The organism is Paenibacillus sp. FSL R5-0887 (assembly GCF_038002305.1).
GTDB lineage: Bacteria > Bacillota > Bacilli > Paenibacillales > Paenibacillaceae > Paenibacillus_AQ > Paenibacillus_AQ odorifer.
This window is the reverse complement of record NZ_JBBOCE010000001.1, coordinates 2,243,336-2,265,095: the sequence shown is the minus strand read 5'-3', so window position 1 is coordinate 2,265,095 and position 21,760 is coordinate 2,243,336. Positions and strand designations below refer to the sequence as shown.

At 41.3% G+C, this 21,760-nt stretch carries 20 protein-coding genes and 1 pseudogene; 18 read left to right on the top strand and 3 right to left on the bottom strand.

What is annotated here, in order from left to right; all coding sequences use genetic code 11:
• Window position 1: 1 nt before the first annotated feature.
• Complete coding sequence (locus MKY14_RS10205; protein ID WP_076127196.1) at window positions 2–703, bottom strand: response regulator transcription factor; 702 nt, start codon at window positions 701–703, stop codon at window positions 2–4.
• Between MKY14_RS10205 and MKY14_RS30805 the strand changes: the two genes are divergently transcribed.
• The 13 genes and pseudogenes from MKY14_RS30805 (at window position 675) to MKY14_RS10140 (ending at window position 14,274) form a co-directional block, all read left to right on the top strand.
• A complete protein-coding gene (locus tag MKY14_RS30805; RefSeq protein WP_445669865.1) occupies window positions 675–941 on the top strand; it encodes a hypothetical protein in 267 nt (88 codons plus the stop codon). The genes MKY14_RS10205 and MKY14_RS30805 overlap by 29 nt on opposite strands.
• 96 nt (window positions 942–1,037) lie before the next feature.
• A pseudogene (locus tag MKY14_RS30800) lies at window positions 1,038–1,537 on the top strand (MMPL family transporter); the annotation flags it as partial.
• Between the two features lie 327 nt (window positions 1,538–1,864).
• Complete coding sequence (locus MKY14_RS10190; RefSeq protein ID WP_042129113.1) at window positions 1,865–2,728, top strand: MurR/RpiR family transcriptional regulator; 864 nt, start codon at window positions 1,865–1,867, stop codon at window positions 2,726–2,728.
• Window positions 2,729–3,301: 573 nt separating this feature from the next.
• Entirely contained in the window at window positions 3,302–4,207 is a 906-nt protein-coding gene (gene murQ / locus MKY14_RS10185) for an N-acetylmuramic acid 6-phosphate etherase (RefSeq protein ID WP_076278682.1), read from the top strand.
• Between the two features lie 57 nt (window positions 4,208–4,264).
• Window positions 4,265–5,719: an ABC transporter substrate-binding protein gene (locus MKY14_RS10180; protein ID WP_340976407.1), complete on the top strand. Its 1,455-nt coding sequence runs from the start codon at window positions 4,265–4,267 to the stop codon at window positions 5,717–5,719.
• Window positions 5,720–5,823: 104 nt separating this feature from the next.
• On the top strand, window positions 5,824–6,726 hold the full coding sequence (locus MKY14_RS10175) for a carbohydrate ABC transporter permease (protein WP_060622964.1): 903 nt from the start codon (window positions 5,824–5,826) through the stop codon (window positions 6,724–6,726).
• Between the two features lie 18 nt (window positions 6,727–6,744).
• Window positions 6,745–7,605: a carbohydrate ABC transporter permease gene (locus MKY14_RS10170; protein WP_340976406.1), complete on the top strand. Its 861-nt coding sequence runs from the start codon at window positions 6,745–6,747 to the stop codon at window positions 7,603–7,605.
• Window positions 7,605–8,825 carry an anhydro-N-acetylmuramic acid kinase gene (locus MKY14_RS10165; RefSeq protein ID WP_076278681.1) on the top strand — a complete coding sequence of 407 codons (1,221 nt, stop codon included), beginning with the start codon at window positions 7,605–7,607 and terminating at the stop codon, window positions 8,823–8,825. The genes MKY14_RS10170 and MKY14_RS10165 overlap by 1 nt, the downstream gene beginning before the upstream one ends.
• Window positions 8,826–9,797, top strand: coding sequence for a GNAT family N-acetyltransferase (locus MKY14_RS10160; protein WP_076278680.1), 972 nt, complete (start codon window positions 8,826–8,828; stop codon window positions 9,795–9,797). It abuts the gene before it with no gap.
• A gap of 2 nt (window positions 9,798–9,799) precedes the next feature.
• Window positions 9,800–10,507, top strand: a complete 708-nt coding sequence (locus MKY14_RS10155; RefSeq protein WP_076106428.1) for a PIG-L deacetylase family protein — start codon at window positions 9,800–9,802, stop codon at window positions 10,505–10,507.
• 98 nt (window positions 10,508–10,605) lie between these two features.
• A complete protein-coding gene (locus tag MKY14_RS10150) occupies window positions 10,606–11,748 on the top strand; it encodes an exo-beta-N-acetylmuramidase NamZ family protein (RefSeq protein WP_340976405.1) in 1,143 nt (380 codons plus the stop codon).
• Between the two features lie 17 nt (window positions 11,749–11,765).
• Entirely contained in the window at window positions 11,766–13,328 is a 1,563-nt protein-coding gene (locus tag MKY14_RS10145; RefSeq protein WP_340976404.1) for a glycoside hydrolase family 3 protein, read from the top strand.
• A 28-nt stretch (window positions 13,329–13,356) separates the two neighbouring features.
• A complete protein-coding gene (locus MKY14_RS10140) occupies window positions 13,357–14,274 on the top strand; it encodes an N-acetylglucosamine kinase (protein ID WP_076220044.1) in 918 nt (305 codons plus the stop codon).
• 96 nt (window positions 14,275–14,370) lie between these two features.
• On the opposite strand, the gene MKY14_RS10135 is transcribed toward MKY14_RS10140, so the two are convergent.
• The gene (locus MKY14_RS10135) at window positions 14,371–15,579 is read right to left on the bottom strand and encodes a GNAT family N-acetyltransferase (protein WP_340010565.1); all 1,209 of its coding nucleotides are present in this window, start codon (window positions 15,577–15,579) and stop codon (window positions 14,371–14,373) included.
• A 342-nt stretch (window positions 15,580–15,921) separates the two neighbouring features.
• Between MKY14_RS10135 and MKY14_RS10125 the strand changes: the two genes are divergently transcribed.
• The 3 genes from MKY14_RS10125 to MKY14_RS10115 all read left to right on the top strand — a co-directional run bounded on the left by MKY14_RS10125 (window position 15,922) and on the right by MKY14_RS10115 (window position 18,699).
• Window positions 15,922–16,062 (top strand): hypothetical protein, encoded by a 141-nt coding sequence (locus tag MKY14_RS10125; protein WP_143762392.1) that lies wholly within the window; start codon window positions 15,922–15,924, stop codon window positions 16,060–16,062.
• A gap of 348 nt (window positions 16,063–16,410) precedes the next feature.
• A complete protein-coding gene (locus MKY14_RS10120) occupies window positions 16,411–17,499 on the top strand; it encodes a DUF1648 domain-containing protein (RefSeq protein ID WP_340976403.1) in 1,089 nt (362 codons plus the stop codon).
• Between the two features lie 210 nt (window positions 17,500–17,709).
• Window positions 17,710–18,699 carry an aldo/keto reductase family protein gene (locus MKY14_RS10115; protein ID WP_340976402.1) on the top strand — a complete coding sequence of 330 codons (990 nt, stop codon included), beginning with the start codon at window positions 17,710–17,712 and terminating at the stop codon, window positions 18,697–18,699.
• 8 nt (window positions 18,700–18,707) lie between these two features.
• Here MKY14_RS10115 and MKY14_RS10110 read toward each other — a convergent pair whose 3' ends face one another.
• Window positions 18,708–19,607 carry a LysR family transcriptional regulator gene (locus MKY14_RS10110; RefSeq protein ID WP_340976401.1) on the bottom strand — a complete coding sequence of 300 codons (900 nt, stop codon included), beginning with the start codon at window positions 19,605–19,607 and terminating at the stop codon, window positions 18,708–18,710.
• Between the two features lie 205 nt (window positions 19,608–19,812).
• Between MKY14_RS10110 and MKY14_RS10105 the strand changes: the two genes are divergently transcribed.
• Window positions 19,813–20,820 (top strand): zinc-dependent alcohol dehydrogenase, encoded by a 1,008-nt coding sequence (locus MKY14_RS10105; protein WP_076127168.1) that lies wholly within the window; start codon window positions 19,813–19,815, stop codon window positions 20,818–20,820.
• A gap of 15 nt (window positions 20,821–20,835) precedes the next feature.
• Entirely contained in the window at window positions 20,836–21,669 is an 834-nt protein-coding gene (locus MKY14_RS10100) for a sugar phosphate isomerase/epimerase family protein (protein ID WP_076127166.1), read from the top strand.
• Window positions 21,670–21,760 lie beyond the last annotated feature (91 nt).

Here is a 21,760-nt window from a genome sequence, read left to right as displayed (position 1 = left end):
CTCACTCCTTGGTATTTAATTTATAACCTAACCCTTTAACCGTCAAAATAAAGGAAGGATTTGAAGGGTCGGCCTCAATTTTTTCGCGTAAGCGCCGAATATGTACCATCACTGTATTATCGGAACCAAAAAAGTCCTCACCCCACGCCTGTCCAAACAAGGTTTCTTTGCTTAGAATCTGATTGGGATGATGCATAAAACAGCTCATTAAACCGACTTCTTTGGCGGTTAGCACGAGGACCTCGCCATTCTTTTTTAATTCTGTCTCATTGGCACTAAGCTCAAAGGGGCCAGCTTGTAAGCTTTTCGGAGCTTTTTTTTCTTCTGTAAAGCCAGCTCTTCTCAGTTGTGCCTTTACCCGATAAGCGACTTCTTTCGGACTGAACGGTTTAGTAATATAATCATCGCCACCTATCGCCAGTCCTAACAGCTTATTAATTTCCTCGTCTTTTGCAGACATAAATAAGATGGGTGCATTTGATGTTTCCCGAATTTTTCTGCATAAGTCATATCCTTCTCCATCTGGGAGCATAATATCTAGCAATATAAGCTCAGGATTATACTCCTGAAACTTGTCCCAACCCTCTGCAACGGTCCCGGCAGTTACAACGTCTGGAACACCTTCTTTATGTAAAACAGCCTTCATCAGACGCGCTAAATCATCTTCATCGTCTATGATTAATACCCATTTACGACTTGCCATTTATTTCCCTCCAAATCCGTCTTTATGTACATTATTACATTATAAAGAACTCTTTATTTCTTGCGCAAAAAAATCGCAAAAGAAAGGCTTGCATGAAGATGGATATTACTTAGACGAACATAGCAAAGCAATATTCGGTCATTTATTAAAATTCATTCTAGATATAGTCAAATCAGGTAAGGAGGAGAAATTGTTACGCCCCCTGCCTTCCATGGCATTGATCTGCATGGCCCTTTGAAGATGTTCGCTAAAATGATGGAAGAAGGTGAGTTACTGTATTCGCTTGAGCTCGAAGAAGAACTTGCAGACAGCTTTTGGAATGCCATTAGATTGCAGCGACTTGCAAGGAGTGCAAGCAGCCTTAACAGGAACAACTGCAACCAATGCTGATTTGCAGAATATTTCACAGGATGACTTTGTACGTACAGCCGTGATTATGCTGGTCAGAATCATAATTGTGCTAATAGTCATTACGCGCTCTGTGTCCAGTTCTCTGTTCATTATTGCTTCCTTGGTGCTAGTGTACTTACTTCTCTTGGAATCAGTGAAATCTTGAGCGGGATCGTTTCATTTTTCAGCTTCATTATGATTGCAGCCCTGGGCGTTGATTACAGCATATTCCTGATGATGCGGTATAACGAGCTTGAAGGGGATGTTGGATCACCTGCGCCGCGTTGATTCCTTCGGGTAACGACACTTATACAGGTAGCATTCGTATTAATCATTGCACTATTATTACTAAGTGTAGCGGCCATGCCGGTGTTCTTGACTACATTAAAGCAGCTTGCTAGCAAATTAAATGGTTCAAGTACGGTGCTACATCACAGGATGTAGTTGACAAATTGAGTCATATTTAGACGGCAGTGAAATTTAAAAATACATGCGTATTACGTATGCTGAGAACAATAGAAAGAATCTTCGGGGACCTTTGTGGTCCCTTGTTTCACCATATCAGAAAGTATATAATTATCGACTATACCTTACAACTTTATTACGCTATAATCAACGTAAAGTCACCAGATGTCCTAAGAGTAGGATGATTTTAATAGATTAATTAATATTAGCTTTGATATGCCGAAACGTATTTTGTTATTGAAATAGGTTGTTTATATTGTTTATGATATTAATAAAGGTGTTAATTAAATCTAGAGTAGGTAGATTATGAGTCTAAATGACAACGTATTAATTAAAATTCGTGATATGCGAGAGAGTTTTACACCAGTTGAACGATTGGTTGGAGATTACATTTTAGAAAATACGGAAGAGATCCCTCATTTGTCGATTAAGGAATTGGCTCAATCGAGTAAGACAAGCGATGCATCTGTCCTTCGTTTCTGTAAGACGATGGGTTACAGCGGATACCGCAATTTTATTGTGAGTATATCGGCATCTTTGGGTTCTCGTGATGAGGATTCAAAGGCTCAATATACAGATATTCAGCCAGGTGATGATCTCTCGACAATTATATCAAATATTTCATTGAATAATTGCAAGTCCATTGAGGATACGCTTAGTGTTATTGATCGAAAAGAAATTACAAGAGCTGTAGAATTACTATGTCATAGTAAGCGAATTGTTTTCTTTGGAATAGGTGCTTCGGGACTCGTTTGTATGGACGGGGAACAGAAGTTCTCGCGAATTAATAAGATGTGTCATGCCTATACAGATGGTCATAGTCAGCTCACGGCAGCAACTTTACTTGAGAAAGATGATGTTGCCATTTTCATTTCTAACTCTGGAGCAACTAGTGATATTATTGATGCACTGGAAATTGCCCAAAAGAATAGAGCGAAATGTATTGCGATTACGAAGTACAATAAAAGTGAGCTTGCGGAGCGGGCGGATATTGTACTGAGCATATCCACACCTGAAATAACAATCCGCAGTGGGGCTATGGGCTCGCGTATTGCGATGCTTACGATCATCGACATATTATTTGCTGGTGTCGCAAGTGCAGAATATGAAGAAGTAAAAACCTACTTAACAAAAACACATAATATATTAAAGAAAAAACTTAGAAATTAGGTTCTGATAGAATGAATGTGAAGGAAAGCGTTGATCATGGATCAATGCTTTCCTTTTTTTGTATTCCATTCGCTTATTCGTGTACTAAAATGTACTACATATCAATCCATGTTAGATTATCTACATGATGAATACGTCGATCTAATGAATATAATAAGTAGTTTAATTCAATAATTAATAGCTTGGCACACAATAATGAGGAAGAAAATGAATGGAATCGAAGACGAAACATCATCCGGTTGAACGCGGATGATGTAACTTTATGTTTCGTTTGGAGCGGTAATCAGCAAATAATACATTTTTTTAAATCGCTTTAACCTTAGAGCCATAGCGATCAAAGCAATTGGTAAAAATTTAAATTGTATCTTGTAAGCGCTTTATAAATGTGGTATAACATAGTATGTAAGAAATGAAATAAAACATCAGAATTTAATTTCTTTATGAAATTATATTTCAAAATCTATTGACGAAGCGATGGTGTTGTATTAGTATAAGAGCATAATAATTGTAAGTTAATATAACACGTTTTGTTAACTAGGTGACAGATTGAGACTGGGAAGAAGGAGGATGGCTATGAATGACTACCTTGCGGGATTGACAACAGAGGCTGTGAATCCAGACACATTAATGATTGATGAATGTACTACGGAAGAAATGATCCAGTTAATGAATCAACAAGATGCACTGGTCCCCAGAGCTATAACTGAGGAGATTCCGCAGATTGCAAAGGCGGTAGATATTCTACATCATAGGTTGTCTAATGGTGGAAGAATGTTTTACATAGGAGCTGGCTCATCAGGAAGATTAGGTGTTCTGGATGCTTCCGAATGTCCTCCTACCTTTGGTACAGATCCTTCCTTGGTGCAGGGCTATATCGCTGGTGGTGATATTGCTTTGCGTACTGCGGTTGAAGGCTGTGAAGACGATATGGATGAAGGGATCGCATTAATCGAAAGCATTGGTGTAACAAACAAAGATGTACTAATTGGGATTTCGGCAAGTGGTAGTGCAAACTACGTTATTGCAGCTTTAGCGAAAGCAAAGGAACTTGGAGCAGCCACTATCGGTGTTTGTAACAACAGAGGCTCAAAGTTCGAACCCATTGTAGATGTTTGTATAACACCTGTTGTAGGACCTGAGGTCATTAGCGGTTCGACTCGATTAAAGGCAGGAACTGCTCAGAAGTTGGTGCTTAATATGCTGACAACATGCACAATGGTCAAGTTAGGAAAAACGTACAACAACTTGATGGTTGATCTGAAGGCTAGTAATTTTAAGCTCGTAGATCGCTCGATTCGTATCATCATGAACACGACTGGTGTAGATACATCAACCGCCGCAGAAACACTTGAAAAAGCATCTATGAACTGTAAGTTGGCAATTATGATGATTAAATCGGGGTTAGATGCAAAAGAAGCAGAACAAGTACTTAACGCAAACGGAGGACGCTTGAAACAGGCAATCGCATCAATGGTTTAGGTGTGAAAAGTGGAATAACAGGATGGATGCTATTAATAATTGAGGAGGCTGTTTTCGATGAAAAAAAGATCACGTGGATTAACTCTGTTTTTGTCAGGAATCATGATGGTATCACTATTATCGGCTTGCGGTGGAAACGGAAATAACGCTACAACTTCTATAGATTCCGGTAATACAGGAACTAGTAACGGTGGTTCTGAGCCTAAAAAGGATACGATTACAGCACTTTTACCTCCGATATCAGCGAACTATCAAACACGTTTTGCTGATATGGAAAAAGAATTTAATACACTACATCCTAACTTGACTTTGAAAATCGAACCAGCGAGCTGGGAAGATATGACGCAAAAACTTGATACTCAAGTAAATGCAGGTTCTCCTCCAGATATTGCTTTTATCGGTGCTTCAGGAATTTCGAAATATGCAGCACTTAATGTACTAATCGACCTTAACGGTGCCCTTTCTGATGAAGCCAAGGCCGATTATGACGAAGTTCCATTGAAATATTTCCAACTAGGTGACGCTCAATACGGCCTACCAGCATATATGGAAATCCACACTATCGGTGGTAACAAACAATTCCTTGAAGAAGCCGGAATTGATTGGAAAAGCATTCAACAAAACGGTTGGACTTATGAAGAGTTCCGTAATGCAATTTCTAAAGGCGTAGTGAAAAATGATAAAGGTGAAACTACTCGTTATGGTTTCGTGTTCGCAACATCTGGTGTAGCATCTAAAGACTATCTAGCTATTCTTGCTAAAACTGCAGGCTTACCAGATTACTTCGATAAAGATCTTAAATATACGTATACAAGCAAAAACTTCTTGGGGCTACTTACATCTATTCGCGAAATGATCAACGATGGTTCTATGCCTAAAGAGCTAAGCTCTATCGATGCTGGCAAACGGTGGAACATGTTCCTAACGGGCCAAACGATGATCACAGGTAAAGGTTTATCTGCATTTGAAAACTCTGCTCGTCTAAACAATGAGAAGATTAAAGCGAACGATGGTTCAGCTGTTGCAGATTCTATTGAAGTTGATTATATTTCACTTCCAGTCCCAACATTCAACGGTGCCGATTATGTCCCTACTTCAATCGTTGATGGTTATATCGCACTTCGTGGTAAAAAAGCTCCATCTGAAGAGCACATCAAAAATATTGCCCTAGCAACGAATTTCTTGTCTTCTGGTTCAATTGCTGCTAACTACAGTAATGAGCTGTTCTTATCACCAATTACTGAATCTGCACGTAATGCAGAAGTACTTGAAAAATTCCCTCGTAACGAAGATAACGTTGCTGCAGGTAAAGCTATGATGGCAAAAGCGCTTCCGGCTCGTACAGATATTCCTACTGATCTGGCTGCTGAAGCATTAAAAATTGAAACAGAAGTTATTATTCCTAAACTACAAGCCTTACTTGCAAATGAGATTGCTCCACAAGAAATGTATGATGCAGTTAAAGCAGCTGCAATTAAATCTTTCGGTAAAGATGGTATTGTAGTTGACTAGTCTGTCGTAGGCTGACATGTGAAAGCTGTGCGTAGCTAGAACGTACAGCTTTCCTTCTAAATTAGCTAGAGCTTGTACTGTTTTTAGAAGAGAGGTGCGACCCAATGAATCAAACGTTGACTAAAAGAAAAAAATTGAAGCTCGAAAGTGACTCAGGTTGGGGATACGCGTTTATCGCAGTAGCACTTATTGCGTTTTCTTTATTTACCGCATATCCAGTCATCAATGCTTTTATTATCAGCTTACAAAAATATGGTCCATTAGGATCCACTTTTGTCGGCATGGATAACTTCGTTAACTCGTTTTCAGATGAACTTTTCTGGAAAGCGCTGAAAAACACGTTAGTATATACGCTATTAACTGTTCCGTTTAATATTCTTCTGTCATTTTTAATTTCAATTTTGATTATTCCTTTCAAGAAAAAAACACAAACGATCTTTAAAGCACTATATTACTTGCCAGCCGTAGCATCTGGTGTAGCGCTTTCTGTTGTGTGGCTGTGGATCTTCGATCCTTTAAAATCAGGTATTGCCAATAAGCTCGTGAGTTTTTTAGGTATTGAAAATCAAAACTGGCTTGGTTCCAGTGCAACTGCAATGTTCTCACTTGTGTTAATGTCATGGTTATCAAGTCATGGTACAGCAATTATTATTTATATAGCCGCATTACTCGCTATTGATAACAGCTATTATGAAGCAGCTGAAATTGATGGCGCGTCTTTCCTGCAAAAGCTTTGGTTTATCGTTGTCCCTTTCCTTAAGCCAACAACGCTATTCCTACTTGTTACGGGTGTTATCGGTTCCTTCCAAGTATTCCAAAACGCTTATCTTATGACAGGCGGTGGACCAGACCATGCAACAACAATGGTAGGTTTGTTAATCTTTAACAATGCGTTCACATATTTTGAGTTTGGTGAGGCAGCGGCACAATCATTAGTTCTAGCAGCGATTATCGGATTTATCTCATTCCTTCAATTCAAGTTTATAGGTAAAGATGTAGAATACTAGGAAAAGGAGCAGAATACTATGGGTTTGTACAACAATAGCTTAAGAAGCAAAGGGTATCTGTTTATACGTAATGGTGCAAACATTACGTTCCTTATCCTATTCGCCGCAGCTACCATATTCCCGATATACTTTATGGTCATTTCCTCGTTCGGTGATCCGGTAGAAGCTGGTGCAATGAGCTATTCTATCCTACCAAAGAAGATTTCATTTGAATCTTATAAATTCTTTTTTAACTTTAGCCCACATACATGGGACTGGTTATTGAACTCTTTTATAGTGGCAGCGTGTATCACGGTATCTAACGTATTTTTTGCTACTCTTGCTGGATATGCTTTTGCAAAAATGAAATTTAAAGGGAAAAACATTTTGTTCGCTATTTTGCTGGGATCTATGATGATTCCTGTTCAAGTTACTCAGGTTCCACTATATATTTTGATCGTAAATATTTTTGAATTACAAAATACGTACACTGCGTTGATTATGCCGAGCATAGTAACGGTATACAATATCTTCTTGGTTAAGCAGTTCATGTCTTCCATTCCAGGTGAAATTATTGAATCTGCTAAAATCGAAGGTTGTTCCCAGCCTAAAATCTTCTGGTATATCATTATGCCTCTATCTAAAACAATTATGGCAGTACTAGCAATCCTAACGTTCATGGCGGCATGGAATGACTTTTTCTGGCCGTTCCTAGTAACGAATACGATGGATATGCAAACCATTCAGGTCGGCTTGAAAAACTTTCGCTTTGCGAATACAACTTACTTTGCACCGATGATGGCGGGGGCAACCATTTCAGCAATTCCAATGTTTATTTTATTCTTCAGTTTACAAAAATACTTCCTTGAAGGGGTAACAGTTGGAGCGGTGAAAGGTTAATGGACAAACAATCAAAAGTGGATGCAACATACTTTGTTGGCTTGATGTCAGGTACATCAGTAGATGGTATTGATGCAGCAGTAGTTAAGCTTTTCCCATCAGCCGAAAAAGAGCATGGAGTAGAGATTGAATTACTGGCTTTTGAAAACACTCCTTTTGAGGTGCAAGTTAGAAACTCCATATTTGAGCTTTTTGATCCCGCTAGCGCTACGATTGATAAGGTTGGCGCAATGAATATGTGGCTTGGCGAATTATACGCCCAAGCCACATTATCCGTTATAGGGAAATGCGGCCTTTCGCCTTCGCAAATATTCGCAGTAGGATCGCATGGTCAAACAATCTATCATGCTCCGGAAGAGAATGTTATGGGCGGCTATAATCTGCATTGTACCGTTCAGATTGGGGATGGTGCAGTTATCGCCAATCGCACAGGAATTCCTTGCGTATCAGACTTTCGAGTTGCTGACATGGCAATGGGTGGACAAGGAGCTCCGTTAGTACCATTTACCGAATACTTATTGTTTAACAATCCAAAGAAAACACTTCTGATGCAAAATATTGGCGGAATAGGCAATGTGACTGTTTTGCCTGTAAATGCCTCACCGGATGAGGTATTTGCTTTTGATACGGGTCCTGGAAATATGATTATTGATGGCCTTGTATCGCAATTATTTATACCAATGACAATGGATGTTAATGGCGAAATTGGTGCGGGCGGTCAAGTGATTGATGAGCTATTGAAATGGATGCAGCAGGATAAATATTATACGATGCCGTTACCAAAATCGACGGGCAGAGAACGGTTTGGCCAACAATACGTGGCACAAATTATTGAAATGATGAAGGTTAATCACTGGAAAGCAGAAGATGTTGTTGCAACAGCTACGTTTTTAACTGCCTGGAGCATCGTCGATAGCTATGAACGGTATATTGCACCGCAGCATCAGGCTGAGCAATTGCTAATTGGCGGCGGTGGAAGCTATAACAAGACGCTTTTGCGTGATTTACAGCACTTATTTGCACCGCATAACGTGCAGGTGCTGACGCAGGAGGATATCGGTGGTAATAGTGATGCTAAGGAAGCGATTGCTTTTGCTCTGCTAGCGTATTACACGATGGAGCGCTTACCCAACAATATCCCGCTAGTAACTGGAGCTTCACAGCCAGTAGTAATGGGCAAAATTTCCTGGCCCTATATTGGACGTTCACAGGAGGCTTAAATGTTGCAAATCAGACCCTTTTCAATTGAAGATCACTCTGCAGTTGTAGAGCTTTGGAATCGTGAGGCTACAAAATATGATTATAAGCCATTTACAGAGCGAGAGTTTCAAGATACATTCATCGACCATCCTTATTTTGACGCTGACTGTATATGGGTAGGCTGTGACGAAAAAGGGATTGTTGGTTTTGCAGCTGGCTGCTGCGGTGACGATCTCCCTCTTGGAGATGTGGCGGGTTATATTACGAGTGTTATTATAGATAACCATGTGGCTTCTCTGGAGCTTTACGATGCTTTTCTATTGCGTTTAGAAAAAAGATTCCAAGAACTTGGGAAAAGACAAGCGGATGTATTGTTTTTCAACCCTGTTAAGCTGAAGTGGAGTATACCAAGTGCACCTCAGCATGAGCATAATAATGCCCCGGGCATCAGTAAGGATCAGCCATTATATGAAGCTTTAATGGCTAGAGGCTACGAAGATCGAGCGACGCAATGCGGCATGTATTTAAAACTCGGAAGCTTTATAGTTCCCGAAGATATTATAGATAAGGAAACCAATGCAAATAGCAAGGACTATTACATTACGTCCTATGTCCCTGATTTACATACAGGGCTTGAAGCAACGCTTGCTGCCCTGCAAAATCCGCAGTGGAAGAAGGATGTTGTTACTTATGTGAAGGTTGGCGCACCACTTGTAGTAGCTGTGTACGGCAACGAGGTTGTGGGCTTTGCAGGTCCAATTATTTCGCAGCCTGATGGAAGAGCATTTTTTTGCGGTATCGGAGTGCACCCAGAGCATGAGGGTCATGGTCTTGGCAGTGTATTATTTTTCCGAATGGTTGAAGCTTTTCAAAATGTGGGCTGTCAATATATCTCTCTATTCACTGGAAATAATAATCCGGCTCTTCGAATCTATCAAAAAGCGGGCTTTACTATTGAAAAACAATTTTCTATATTGCGGAGGGAACTTTAAAGATGAGCGAAAAATTCACAGTATTAGCAATTGGAGCGCATGTTGGTGATGTGGAGCTAGCTTCTGGTGGCGTACTCGCTAGTCATAGTTTAAAGGGAGATCGCATTGTGACATTAGCGTTAACTGCGGGTGAACGAGGGGTCCCGGCAGGACAGGATATGAAGGAATATCGTCAGCAAAAAGTGAAAGAGGCACAGGTTTTTGCGGATATGCTAGGTGGTGAAGCCATTGTATTCGATGATTATTGTGACGGAGAGTTGCCTGACAATCAAGAAATTCGTATGGAGGTTTGTGATGTAATTCGTCGCGTGAAGCCTAACATTATTATTACACACTGGAAAAACAGTATGCATAAGGACCATGCGCTAACGCATCATATCGTAAATGATGCCCGTTTCTTCGCAAGTCTATCATCCTTTGAACGAGCGCTCCCCGCGCACTTTGCAGCAAGATTATATTACTCCGAAAACTGGGAGGATGCGGTTGATTATGTCCCTTACGTATATGTGGATTTCGATCAAGCGGCATTTGATCTATGGATAGATGCTTTAAGCAAGCATTGGTTTGTGACGAATAGCAAATCTTTCAAATACATGGATTACTATAAAGCACTAGCAGTTGTTCGCGGCTGTGAAGCAAGAAAGACATATGCAGAAGCATTTATGGTGCCTGCTGAAACGGTGAAGGTTAGGCAGTCTAGTCTTTGGTAACTATTCAACTAGCTAAGAGGGAGTGTTTCTATGTATAGCAGGAAACATTCCCTTGTTCTATCCATTTATGCGAAAAAGCAGCTAGGAGGCAGCTTCATATGGTGTTAAATGGGATTGATTCTATAACGAATTATCGTTATTTGTTCGAAGGTAAGCGCGTAGGATTGATTACAGCGCCGACAGGTCTTACGAAGGATTTTGCATCAACGATTACTATATTACATGAAAATTTTAATCTTGCTGCGATGTTTTCACCTGAGCATGGCGTTCGCGGAGATTTGGATGCAGGGGCAGTAGTAGACACTTACATGGATCCTTTTACGAATGTTCCAGTCTATAGCTTGTACCGTAAAGACTCCAAGCGTTTAACAAAAGAAATGCTGAATGAAGTAGACATCATTGTATACGATATTCAAGATGTTGGTTTACGCTATTACACATTTATTTATACGATGCTGTATGCACTTGAAGATTGTGCAAATGCAGGTGTAGAATTTGTTGTTCTTGATCGTGTTAATCCGCTTAACGGGGTAACGGTAGAAGGGAATGTCTTGAAGCCCGGCTTCAAATCATTTGTTGGAAATTACGAGCTAGCCGTGCGATACGGCTTAACAGCAGGTGAGGTAGCAACGATGGCAAATGATCAAATGAATTGGAATGCATCGCTGCATGTCGTTCGTTTGGAAGGCTGGGAACGGAGCATGTCCTTCCCGGATACAGGATTAACTTGGGTTCATCCTTCACTTGGAATGCCACGATATGAAACAGCGTTATTATATACAGGAACATGTTTATTTGAAGGCACGAACTGCTCGGAAGGACGAGGCACAACGTTCCCGTTTGAAATGATTGGTGCTCCGTTCATTCAAGCGCAGCAATTGGCAGATGAGATGAATGCAAAAGGTATCCCGGGTGTGCTTTTTCGTCCAGTTCATTTCAAGCCAACGTCATCTAAACATTGTGGCGAGCTATGCGGCGGGGTACAAATTTACATTACAGATCTCCAAGTGCTGAGGCCTTTAGAAGTTGGGGTAACCTTATTATTTACGATAAGAGATTTGTACGAGCAATTTTCATTCCTGCCTCCTGTGAAGGAGGGCTCTCGTCCATTTATCGATTTGCTGGGGGGAGACAACATGTATCGTACGGACAATATTCAAGCCAAGCAGCTGCTTGAACAGTTTGCAGCGGAAAGCAAGCAATTTGCAGAAATAACACAGCAGTATCATTTATATCGCTAGAGGAAGGTGAATAATTGATGAGAACAATAGAACATATGAGCCTGCGCGAAAAGATTGGACAAATGTTCGTAACAGGCTTACCTTCAACCGAGATCACTCCTGAGCTAAAGGAAGTTATTGAGCATTATAAAGTCGGCAATATTATTTTATTCTCACATAATATCGACAATAAATATCAATTAGGCGAGCTTGTTACTGAGCTGCAGCAATGGTACACGACACATACTGGTATCCCGGGCTTTATTACGATCGACCAAGAAGGCGGTCGAGTCACTCGTATGCCTAAAGACGCGACCAATGTTGCTGGAGCCATGGCAATTGCTTCTTCAGGACGACCTGAAAATGCGTATGCAGCAGGCAGAATGACTGCCAGAGAATTGAAAGCATTAGGTATTAATTTTAATCTAGCTCCAGTTATGGACGTTAACAATAATGCATTGAATCCAGTCATAAATGTTCGTTCCTATGGTGATTCTGTTGCAACAGTATCCCAGTATGGAATTCAAATGATGAAGGGATTGCTCGATGGAGGCGTCATGTCCTCACTTAAGCATTTTCCAGGTCATGGTGATACAAATGTCGATTCACATATTGGCTTGCCTACCATTGAAAAAACACTTGAGGAATTAGAGCAGCTTGAGCTGCTGCCGTTTAAGGCCGCAATTGAGCAAGGCGCTCAAGCGATTATGAGTGCACATATTTTATTTCCGAAAATTGAAAAATCCGGTGTGCCCGGAACTATGTCTCATACCATTATTACAGAGATATTAAAAGGAAAATTAGGATATAAAGGGTTAGTTGTATCAGATTGTTTAGAAATGGACGCGATCAAACGATACTATGGTACGGCAAAAGGAGCGTTAGGAGCTGTTAAAGCAGGTATTGATTTGGTATTCATTAGTCATACTCCTGAGACAGTGAAGGAAGCGATTCATTTGATCGAAGAAGCTGTAGCCACCGGTGATTTGGATGAAGCGCTGATTGATGCAGCTGTTACAAAAATTTTAGCTTATAAAGCACAATATGCGACGATTGAGGAGCTAGATTATGAACTAGTTGGCTGCGATGTACATCGCCGAGCAAATGAGCTAATGCGTACGGAAACGATCTGCCTCATGAAAGGTGAGCTCCAGCCCATTCATACCGGTGACGAGCAAGTGTTATTTATGGGTTCCTATTCATACCGCACCGATCTTGCGTCCAGCAGCTTGAATCAAGCTCTTAGCTTTCCGCAATATATGGGGGAGCATTTTAATACAGCTTATGAGATTATCGACATTGACCCGAGCGAGGAGCAAATCAACGCTGCGCTGCCAAAGGTACAAGGCTACAAGCATATTGTTATCGGCTTGTTCAATGCGCGTGAAAACAAAGGTCAGCTTGCGCTTGTTCAGAAGCTGCTGGCAGCAGGCTGCAAAGTAACGGCCATTACATTAGGTCGCCCGTATGATTTACCGTTAATCGAAGGCGAGTTCTGCGGAATTGCGGCATTTGAGTATACACTTGATGCATTCAAATCACTCCTTCCAATCCTAAATGGTGAGGTTGTACCCACCGCCAATATTACGATACAGATGTAGATAAAAAGTACAACAAGGGGACATAGGTATGGCATTTATCGTTGGAATTGATGGGGGTGGCACGAAAACAGCTGTCACCATTACGCATGACCAGGAAGACTCTTTATTCACCTTTACTGTAGGGCCTATTAATTATAACGGTGGTGATGCTGATGCTATTGCCGCCTCCTTTGAGGAAATTTTTAGTCAAACGAAGCTCTACTGCGGTAATTTACAAGAAGTTGCCCATATATGTATAGGTGCGGCAGGAATAAGTAATCCGCTGGTCATCAATTTTTTGGAGCAGCATGTGAGAAATAACGGTTATATCGGGCCATTAACGATTACAGGCGATCAAGAAACCGCATTATACGGGGCACAAAATGCGATGCAAGGCATCATTCTCATTGCCGGTACAGGATCGATTTGCTTCGGGATGAATGAAAAAGGAGAGCAGCATCGCACAGGAGGCTTTGGTCATTTGATTGATGACGAGGGAAGCGGTTATAGCATTGGGCGCGATCTATTATCCGCATTAGTTCAAGTAGAGGACGGAAGAATAACCGATACGGTCATCCCAGCGATGGTATATGAGCGGCTTGGCTTAAGTACTGTGAAAGAGATTATTGGTTTTGTTTATGATAAAAATACGACGAAAAAAGATATTGCGCAGCTCGCACCGATTATGACGACCGCATGCGAGAAGGGCGATGCACATGCACTAGCGTTAGCGGAGAAATGTGCAGCCAATCTATATGAGCTTGTTGTGCCTGTTATTGAACGGCTTAAGCTATATGAAAGTCCGATTGCGATTGCAGGAAGTGTGCTGCAAAAGTCTCGCTTTGTGAAAGAAGCCTTGGAGCGAAAGCTCGCACAGAGCTACCCGCAAACAAAGCTGATTTTGCCGATTAAGGATGCAGCCTACGGTGCTGTCCTGTTAGGAAGATCAAAAATGAACAACGACTAGTTTTTATCGCTATGGAAAAATAAGGGTGTGTCATAAGTCCGAGCAGTTGGACTTGCGACACACCCTTATTTTAAAATGGTAGGAATCAAAAATGGCTTAAAATTTATCGGTCAAATAAAACACGGCTTGTTGTTTCGGAAATAGAGCTTGAAGGATGTTAGCGTCCTCCGTACTGTCCTTTGCTGCGCCTGCTTCATTATAGCCGAACATGATATAAGTCATTAGCTCGCGTTCATCTACTTCTATTGAAGTATAGGGATTGGTATGATTACTAGCATCCGAAACAGAAAGCTGCTTTTGCTTATAATCCAAGTAGATACAGTCCTCATTGCTGCGAAGTGCAATATGCAGCTCCTGGCCTGCAATTATGTTGCTACGGTTTAGGCGATCTTCTAATTCAGGCTGAAGCTTATGGAAAGTTGAACTGAGATTGATCATTTTCCACATCGCCATATTGATTTGAATTGAATTTGCTTGATGCTGTTGGTAATAGGAATATAGCTTATGGTCCTCTGGGAGCATCGCTAATATTTGCTTTGCATTTTGGCGCAGCTGACATAAGGCATGAAACAAAGCTTCAACGCCGTTTTCGGCTTCGTTCAAATACAATAATTCATTAATAAATACTTGTTCAGTATCTTTCTTTTCAATGATGCCATAAGCGACGATTTTCCCATTTCTGCGAAGGAGCAAGCAGTCAACTTTCTTCCATTCCGGCCAGGTCAATAAATCATTCCAATACGTTTTACTTCGGATCACGGTGTAGGTACGATTCTTATTAAATTGTTCATAGATGAAACGGATATCATCGAGATAACAGGCTTCAAAAGGAATGATTTCATCACTGCTTTGCTGCTGCTCCAAACTTGCTGGTTTTTCAATTGCGAAAGCAGTCTCGGGAATAAGTCTCCAGCCAGCTTTTTCATAAAACGCATGCTTACTAGCCAAAAGCAAGCTTATATCATAATCGGTTTCTTTCATATAGTTGGTCTGCGCATGAAGAATTTTGTGTGCAAGCCCCAGCCCGCGGTAATTTAGATCTGTACCGACACTCCCCATTGCACCCGTTTTCAAGATCGCTTGACCGACTCTAATATGAAACGGAAAAATTTGTACATTAGATGCAATCTTATCGTCAACCATCGCAAACCATGTTGTATCTGGATCATATGTGGTGTCTAGGTCTAATCTTTCTTGGAAATAAGCTCGGCCTACGGAAAAGCATTCATCTAAAATATCGTAAATCTTTTCAAGTTGCTCTCTAGTTGGATGGTTCATTACGATGATGTTTGGTGTCGTCGTCATCTTTCATTTCCTCCTGCGCCGTAATGTTGGGATAAATTTAATAAATGAAAAAAACGGTTTTTTTTGAAATTTAATTTCTTAACTTATAGTTTAATGTTGAAATAAAATTTCGTCAATAATGGAACGTGTGGAATCATAGAAGTGATACAAAATTTAGATTGCTCAATATAGTCTAAATGAGGATTAGGAAAATAGCGACTTCGGTTGAGCAATTACAAGCACAAAGTGCACAAATGAAGGCGCAGCTTAAAAAGAAGAATGATAAACCGTTCAAGAACTTTTTGCGAAAAATCGGAAATATTTTCATACCAATGATTCCTGCATTTGTTGGAGCGGGTTTAATTGCGGGGAAGTATGATTTCGCAAATTGAGCTAGACTTAAATGAATTGCCAGAATCAGAGAAAAAAGTAGCGGAGTACATTCTTGTAAATGCTAAAGAAGTGCTGCATATGACCATACATGAGTTAATGGAACAAACCTGAGCAAGTACTATATTAAGCATGGATGGACTTATTTATACTCTGACGCAGTGATCCGCACCATTGCAGATACGAGGCGAGTCCTTTACCTACACAGAATTTCAAACAGATGTACTTGCCATAATTCAGTTTTCAGATGAGTAGCTCTGCGTAGCAAAAAAACTGGATAAATTGTTAATTTCACCCCTACAGTCACTAAAATCGATTATAATAAAATTTATGTTCAAGTCGATCACCTATCCTAAGTTAATAGGATCATCATACGCAAAAAGGCATAGCGCTGAATCGCCTATGCTATAAGGGTTATAGAGTTTTTAAATACACACTTATGTATAAGAGGAGGCGAATGATATGACGATAATGCCTGTTATAGTAATGATCTTTGTATTTGTACCTACCATTGTACTCATGGTAAGCATGCCTTATTTAACAAGAGAGACGATTAGTTTTGGGGTCACCGTCAGCCCTGTACAATTCCATAGTGAGCCTCTGCGCCAGATGCGGAAGTCATATGCTAGGATTAGTGCTACCGTGCATACCATCCTATTCATGGTTTGTATCCTCTGTCTAATATACGGTGATGAACATTCCAAGCAACAAAGTTGGATCATTGTCACTTATTCACTCGCCATGGTCGTAATCTCCCTAGTCATAAACATTAGCTATCATTTCAAAATGAAAAGTTTACTACCTATGCTGCCTATTGCTCTGGAACCATCGATCATGGCAGTGGACACTGGATTTCGGAAAAGAAACATTGGCTTGTCTAATAATTGGTTCCTCATTCATGTTTTAATTACTGTTGTTAGTATTGTAACTGTGCTGCGCAACTACGATCTGATTCCTGATCAGATTCCGATCCATTACAACAGCAGTTGGAACGTAGACCGCTATGCAGCTAAATCTTTTAGTTCTGTGTTTATGCCTACGATCATGCAAGTGTTCATAACACTTTTGTTCATATTTGAGAATTGGAGTATTCGCAGAGTAAAGCAGCAGGTTCAACCCAATGATCCTAACCGTTCCATCAGACAAGACGCAGCTTACCGCCGTACTTGGTCATATTTTATGCTTACAGCAAGCTTCTTAATAGTTATCCTGTTTTCCGTCGTGCAACTAAACATGATATCTCTGCTTAACATGAGTTTCGCTATCCCTATTATCCTAATCATAATAGTCCTTGTCATCCTATACGCCTTGGCCTTAACGTTCTGGGCTGGTCAGGGCGAAAGCCGCTTGGAGCGATCTGCCGATAGCTCCAATGTCAGACCTGTCCATGACGATGATAAATGGCGATTAGGTATGATTTATTTCAATCGCAAAGATCCAAACCTAATCGTCAAGAAAAGGCTCGGAGTCGGCTGGGGATTAAATTTCGGTCACCCAGTAAGCTGGCTGTTTTGGCTCGGAATTATTGTACTGTTAGTTGTGGTGCGGTAACAAGGCTTGGAGGTTAATACTCACCGGAGTATAGGCGAAGTTAGAGTTTCGAAACAGAATATGTACCGAAAAAAACGCCTAAAGGGCGTTTTTTATTATCTTTAAGGATCTCAGTAATATTTTTTTTGAATTAAACCGCATATTAAAGAGTATTTCTCGTATTAATAGCTCTTTGTTACAATCAGATTGTTATCTAAAGGAGGGTATAAAATGAACTATCGTAAATTAGGAACGAGCGGCTTACATCTAAGTGAGATTGCTTATGGTAATTGGATTACACATGGTGCTCAAGTGGACAATGATACTGCCCATGCTTGTGTTCGCGCTGCATTGGAAGTAGGGATCACAACATTTGATACTGCAGATGTATATTCCGATACGAAAGCTGAGACGGTGCTGGGCCAAGCATTAAAAGGAGTGCACAGAGCTGATATCGAATTGTGTACCAAGGTGTGCCATCCCACAGGGACGGGACGTAACGCAAGAGGTCTGTCCCGCAAGCATATTATGGAGGCGTGCCATGCTTCACTGAACAGATTACAGACCGATTATATTGATATCTATTATGCGCATCGCTTTGACGCAACAGTATCCCTTGAAGAGACCTTTTTGGCTTTTTCGGATCTGGTACGTCAAGGTAAGGTTCTCTATGTTGGGATAAGTGAGTGGACGGCGGATCAGATAGCAGAAGGTGCTGCTTTGGCGAGAGAATTAAAGGTGCCATTAGTGGCTAGTCAACCTCAATATTCGATGTTATGGCGCGTGATGGAGACGGAGGTAGTTCAAGCTTGTGAGCGGGAAGGGATTGGACAGGTGGTCTGGTCGCCGCTTGCTCAAGGGATTCTTTCAGGCAAATATATGCCAGGTCAACCATTGCCAGAGGGTTCTCGTGCTTCAACAGCTGCGGGCTCACCATTTATGAATAAATTGGCGGGTGAGTGGCTTCGGACTGAGGTGCTTGAGGCGGTCTCGAATCTCTCTTCCATCGCCAGCGAAGTTGGGTTGACGCTTCCGCAGTTGGCTATAGCATGGGTGTTGCAAAATCCACAAGTCTCATCTGCAATTATTGGGGCATCCAAACCTGAGCAGGTTATAGAAAATGCCAAAGCTGCGGGAGTTCGTCTGGATAGGGAAGTGATGTTGGAAATCGATAGGGTGCTAGAAGGACTCGTTGAACGTGATCCTAGAAAAACGGGCTGAATATTATATTATTCACCATTAATAGCTTCTGAACTCATTTGTCCTATGATCTCTAGTAACGCGGATAAGGAGGCACGATCGCAATCGGTTCTCCAAGCGGCATAAAGGGGAATCGATGGTGTGCTTTCTTCAAAGGGACGAAATGCGACACCTTCACGCTGAAAAATAGCAACTGATGAGGGCACAATGGAAACTCCAAGATTAGCAGCTACCAAGTTTACAATGGTGTACATCTGAATGGCTTCCTGTACAACATTCGGATACATGTCGTGTTGGGCGCAGAAGCTCATAATGAGGTCATGAAAAGGAGCTCCTAAAAGACGTGGGAACGATATAAATGGCTCTAAAGCTAAAGAGCGAATGGATAACACCGGTAAATGAGCTAGGTGATGCTGCTCTGGCAAAACGGCAATAAGCGATTCATTGACTAAGGGACGATGCTCGATATGTTTGCCCGACTCTGTATAACGTACAAATCCAATGTGAATCGTTCCTTCATGTAAAGCCTGCCACTGCTGAGCAGACGTCATCTCATGTAATGTGAGTTGGACTTGTGGATAACGTTCCCGAAACATTTTTAACATATCAACCAGTACTCCACCAGCTGCAGAATCTATAAATCCAATGTTCAAATGTCCGATAATTCCTTGATCGACTAATTGTGTTGTTTTAATAGAGCGTTCCAATTGAGATAGAATGGATTTAGCTTCCTCTAGAAATACCGCCCCTGCTGACGTGAGACGAACTTGTCTTTTGTTCCGTTCTAATAGTTTCACACCAATCTCATTCTCCAGAGCTTGAATTTGCTGGCTTAAGGGAGGCTGCGTCATATTTAGCTTCTCTGCTGCACGGTTAAAATGCAGTTCCTCTGCTACTGCGATAAAGTATTGTAATTTTTTTATGTCCATACTTTTCATTCTCCCTTGAAATGCTTCTCCAAGCAAGTATAAGGATCTTTGAAGAAAAATGAAAGGAATGACATGTCGTCTCCTCACTTAAACTCTACCTCCCATCTTACTTTTAGACAAAAAAACATTTTTGCAGTCAAAGACATGATGTGTAAAAACGCATACATTTAAATAGAAAGTTTGAGGATCATGGGAGGTAATGAGGATGAAAAATAGAAAGATAATGTTTATGAGCCCACACCATGTGGAAACGGTTGAAGAGGAGCTTGTACTTAAGGCTTTAGGTGACCATGAGGTACTCGTAAAATTGATTTATTCGCTGATTAGTCCGGGAACGGAGATGGCAATGTTATCTGGCAAAGAGGATTGGGCAAAACTCCCGCTGTGTCCAGGTTATGCAAGCGTCAGTCGTATCGTAGAATGTGGTAAAGGTGTTCAGGAATTTCAAGCGGGCGATGTGGTTTTTCATTACGGAACTCATTGCGAATATCAAGTGGTTGAAGCTAGGGATGTTTTCATTCGAGTGCCGGATGCGCTAGACTTGAAATGGGTACCGTTTACCCGGATGGCTACGGTAGCTTTTACATCGATACGTGTGTCGGATATCGAACTTGGAGACAAAGTGAGTGTGACAGGTCTTGGATTGGTAGGCAATCTTGCAGCTCAATTGGCGCGTTTGCAGGGGGCTACGGTAATTGGTATGGATTTGTCCAAAGAACGGCTGCGGACCGCGCGTCAATGCGGTGTGGATTACACCCTGGACAGTGGCGAAGGATTGGTAAAAGAGCAGATTATGACGTTAACTAAGGGCAAGGGTGTTTCCAGTCATATTGAGGCAACCGGTGTTTCCAAAGTTGGGGTTGATAGTCTTCAATACATCGGCTCACAGGGAGAAATCATCTTTTTGGGCAGCCCGCGTGGAGAATACAATACAGATATTACGGATGTGCTTAATTACTGCCATCTGTATAACCGGGGATGCATTACATTTAAAGGCGCTCACGAATGGCGTTATCCAACAGAGCCTAATTCGTTTGTGAAACATTCCTTGGTGCGTAATTCTGGCATTGTCTTCGAGCTTATGCAACAACAGAAGCTGCACATCGAACCTTTGATTAGCCATGTCATCAAGCCGGAGCAAGCTAGCGAAGCCTATGAGGGATTAAGAACCAACAAAGATCAGTACAATGGCGTACTGTTTGATTGGTCATAAAGGGGGAGAACGACGATGATAAGAGGATTAACAACAGCGGGATTGGGAGAAATTGCTTCTAATGAAGAATATATCAGACTTGCGAGCCAATTCGGGTTTCAGGCCATAGACGTCAATCCATTAGAGTTGGTACAGCAGTATGGCAAGGATGGGGCTGTCCAATTACTGGAAAGTCATGGCATCATGCTAGGATCATTTGGTTTAGAGGTAGATTGGCGCACGACAGAGGAAAGCTTTAGGGAAAGTCTGAAATCGCTTACGCTGATGGCTGAGGCCGCTGCTGCATTAAATTGCACCACATGCTGTACCTATATTTTGCCTTCGACAGATCTTCCGGTCGCACCGTTCATGATTGCAGCCACTAGACGTTTAAGACTATGTGCAGAAATATTAGGCGCCTATGGTATTTCGCTAGCCTTAGAGTTCGTTGGTCCTCATCACTTACGTACACAATGGGCAAATCCGCTAATCTGGACGATGCAAGATACGTTGGACTGGATGGATACAATTCAAGTGAGAAATATCGGTTTGTTACTGGATTCCTATCATTGGCATACGAATGGATTAACGAGTGAGGACCTGCTGAAATTACAACCGCATCAAATTGCGTATGTCCATATTAATGATGCTAAACCTCTGCTGATAGAGGAATTGCTAGATTCCGATCGATTGTATCCAGGGGAAGGATCCATTGATCTTACTGGATTCTTGGGAAGCTTGAAAAAGATCGGATACAAGGGCGTTATCGCTCAAGAAGTGCTAGCGCCAGCTTCATCACAAAGTTCATCTGAACTATTTTCTCGTTCCAAAGCAGGCTTCGATAAAGTATTCTCATCACTGGAAATCTAACCCCATCGAATCCCACATTGGAAGGAGCGTTAAGGATGAGTCTGTTCAGTCGGACGTTCAAAACAAATGTGGGAGTAATGCCTAGTAAGTT

Bases quoted from the DNA above. Each gene is read 5' to 3' on its own strand.
- MKY14_RS30805 (WP_445669865.1), top strand. From the start codon at position 675: ATGATTAATACCCATTTACGACTTGCCATTTATTTCCCTCCAAATCCG.
- MKY14_RS10205 (WP_076127196.1), bottom strand. From the start codon at position 703: ATGGCAAGTCGTAAATGGGTATTAATCATAGACGATGAAGATGATTTA.
- MKY14_RS10190 (WP_042129113.1), top strand. From the start codon at position 1,865: ATGAGTCTAAATGACAACGTATTAATTAAAATTCGTGATATGCGAGAG.
- murQ (WP_076278682.1), top strand. From the start codon at position 3,302: ATGAATGACTACCTTGCGGGATTGACAACAGAGGCTGTGAATCCAGAC.
- MKY14_RS10180 (WP_340976407.1), top strand. From the start codon at position 4,265: ATGAAAAAAAGATCACGTGGATTAACTCTGTTTTTGTCAGGAATCATG.
- MKY14_RS10175 (WP_060622964.1), top strand. From the start codon at position 5,824: ATGAATCAAACGTTGACTAAAAGAAAAAAATTGAAGCTCGAAAGTGAC.
- MKY14_RS10170 (WP_340976406.1), top strand. From the start codon at position 6,745: ATGGGTTTGTACAACAATAGCTTAAGAAGCAAAGGGTATCTGTTTATA.
- MKY14_RS10165 (WP_076278681.1), top strand. From the start codon at position 7,605: ATGGACAAACAATCAAAAGTGGATGCAACATACTTTGTTGGCTTGATG.
- MKY14_RS10160 (WP_076278680.1), top strand. From the start codon at position 8,826: ATGTTGCAAATCAGACCCTTTTCAATTGAAGATCACTCTGCAGTTGTA.
- MKY14_RS10155 (WP_076106428.1), top strand. From the start codon at position 9,800: ATGAGCGAAAAATTCACAGTATTAGCAATTGGAGCGCATGTTGGTGAT.
- MKY14_RS10150 (WP_340976405.1), top strand. From the start codon at position 10,606: ATGGTGTTAAATGGGATTGATTCTATAACGAATTATCGTTATTTGTTC.
- MKY14_RS10145 (WP_340976404.1), top strand. From the start codon at position 11,766: ATGAGAACAATAGAACATATGAGCCTGCGCGAAAAGATTGGACAAATG.
- MKY14_RS10140 (WP_076220044.1), top strand. From the start codon at position 13,357: ATGGCATTTATCGTTGGAATTGATGGGGGTGGCACGAAAACAGCTGTC.
- MKY14_RS10135 (WP_340010565.1), bottom strand. From the start codon at position 15,579: ATGACGACGACACCAAACATCATCGTAATGAACCATCCAACTAGAGAG.
- MKY14_RS10120 (WP_340976403.1), top strand. From the start codon at position 16,411: ATGACGATAATGCCTGTTATAGTAATGATCTTTGTATTTGTACCTACC.
- MKY14_RS10115 (WP_340976402.1), top strand. From the start codon at position 17,710: ATGAACTATCGTAAATTAGGAACGAGCGGCTTACATCTAAGTGAGATT.
- MKY14_RS10110 (WP_340976401.1), bottom strand. From the start codon at position 19,607: ATGGACATAAAAAAATTACAATACTTTATCGCAGTAGCAGAGGAACTG.
- MKY14_RS10105 (WP_076127168.1), top strand. From the start codon at position 19,813: ATGAAAAATAGAAAGATAATGTTTATGAGCCCACACCATGTGGAAACG.
- MKY14_RS10100 (WP_076127166.1), top strand. From the start codon at position 20,836: ATGATAAGAGGATTAACAACAGCGGGATTGGGAGAAATTGCTTCTAAT.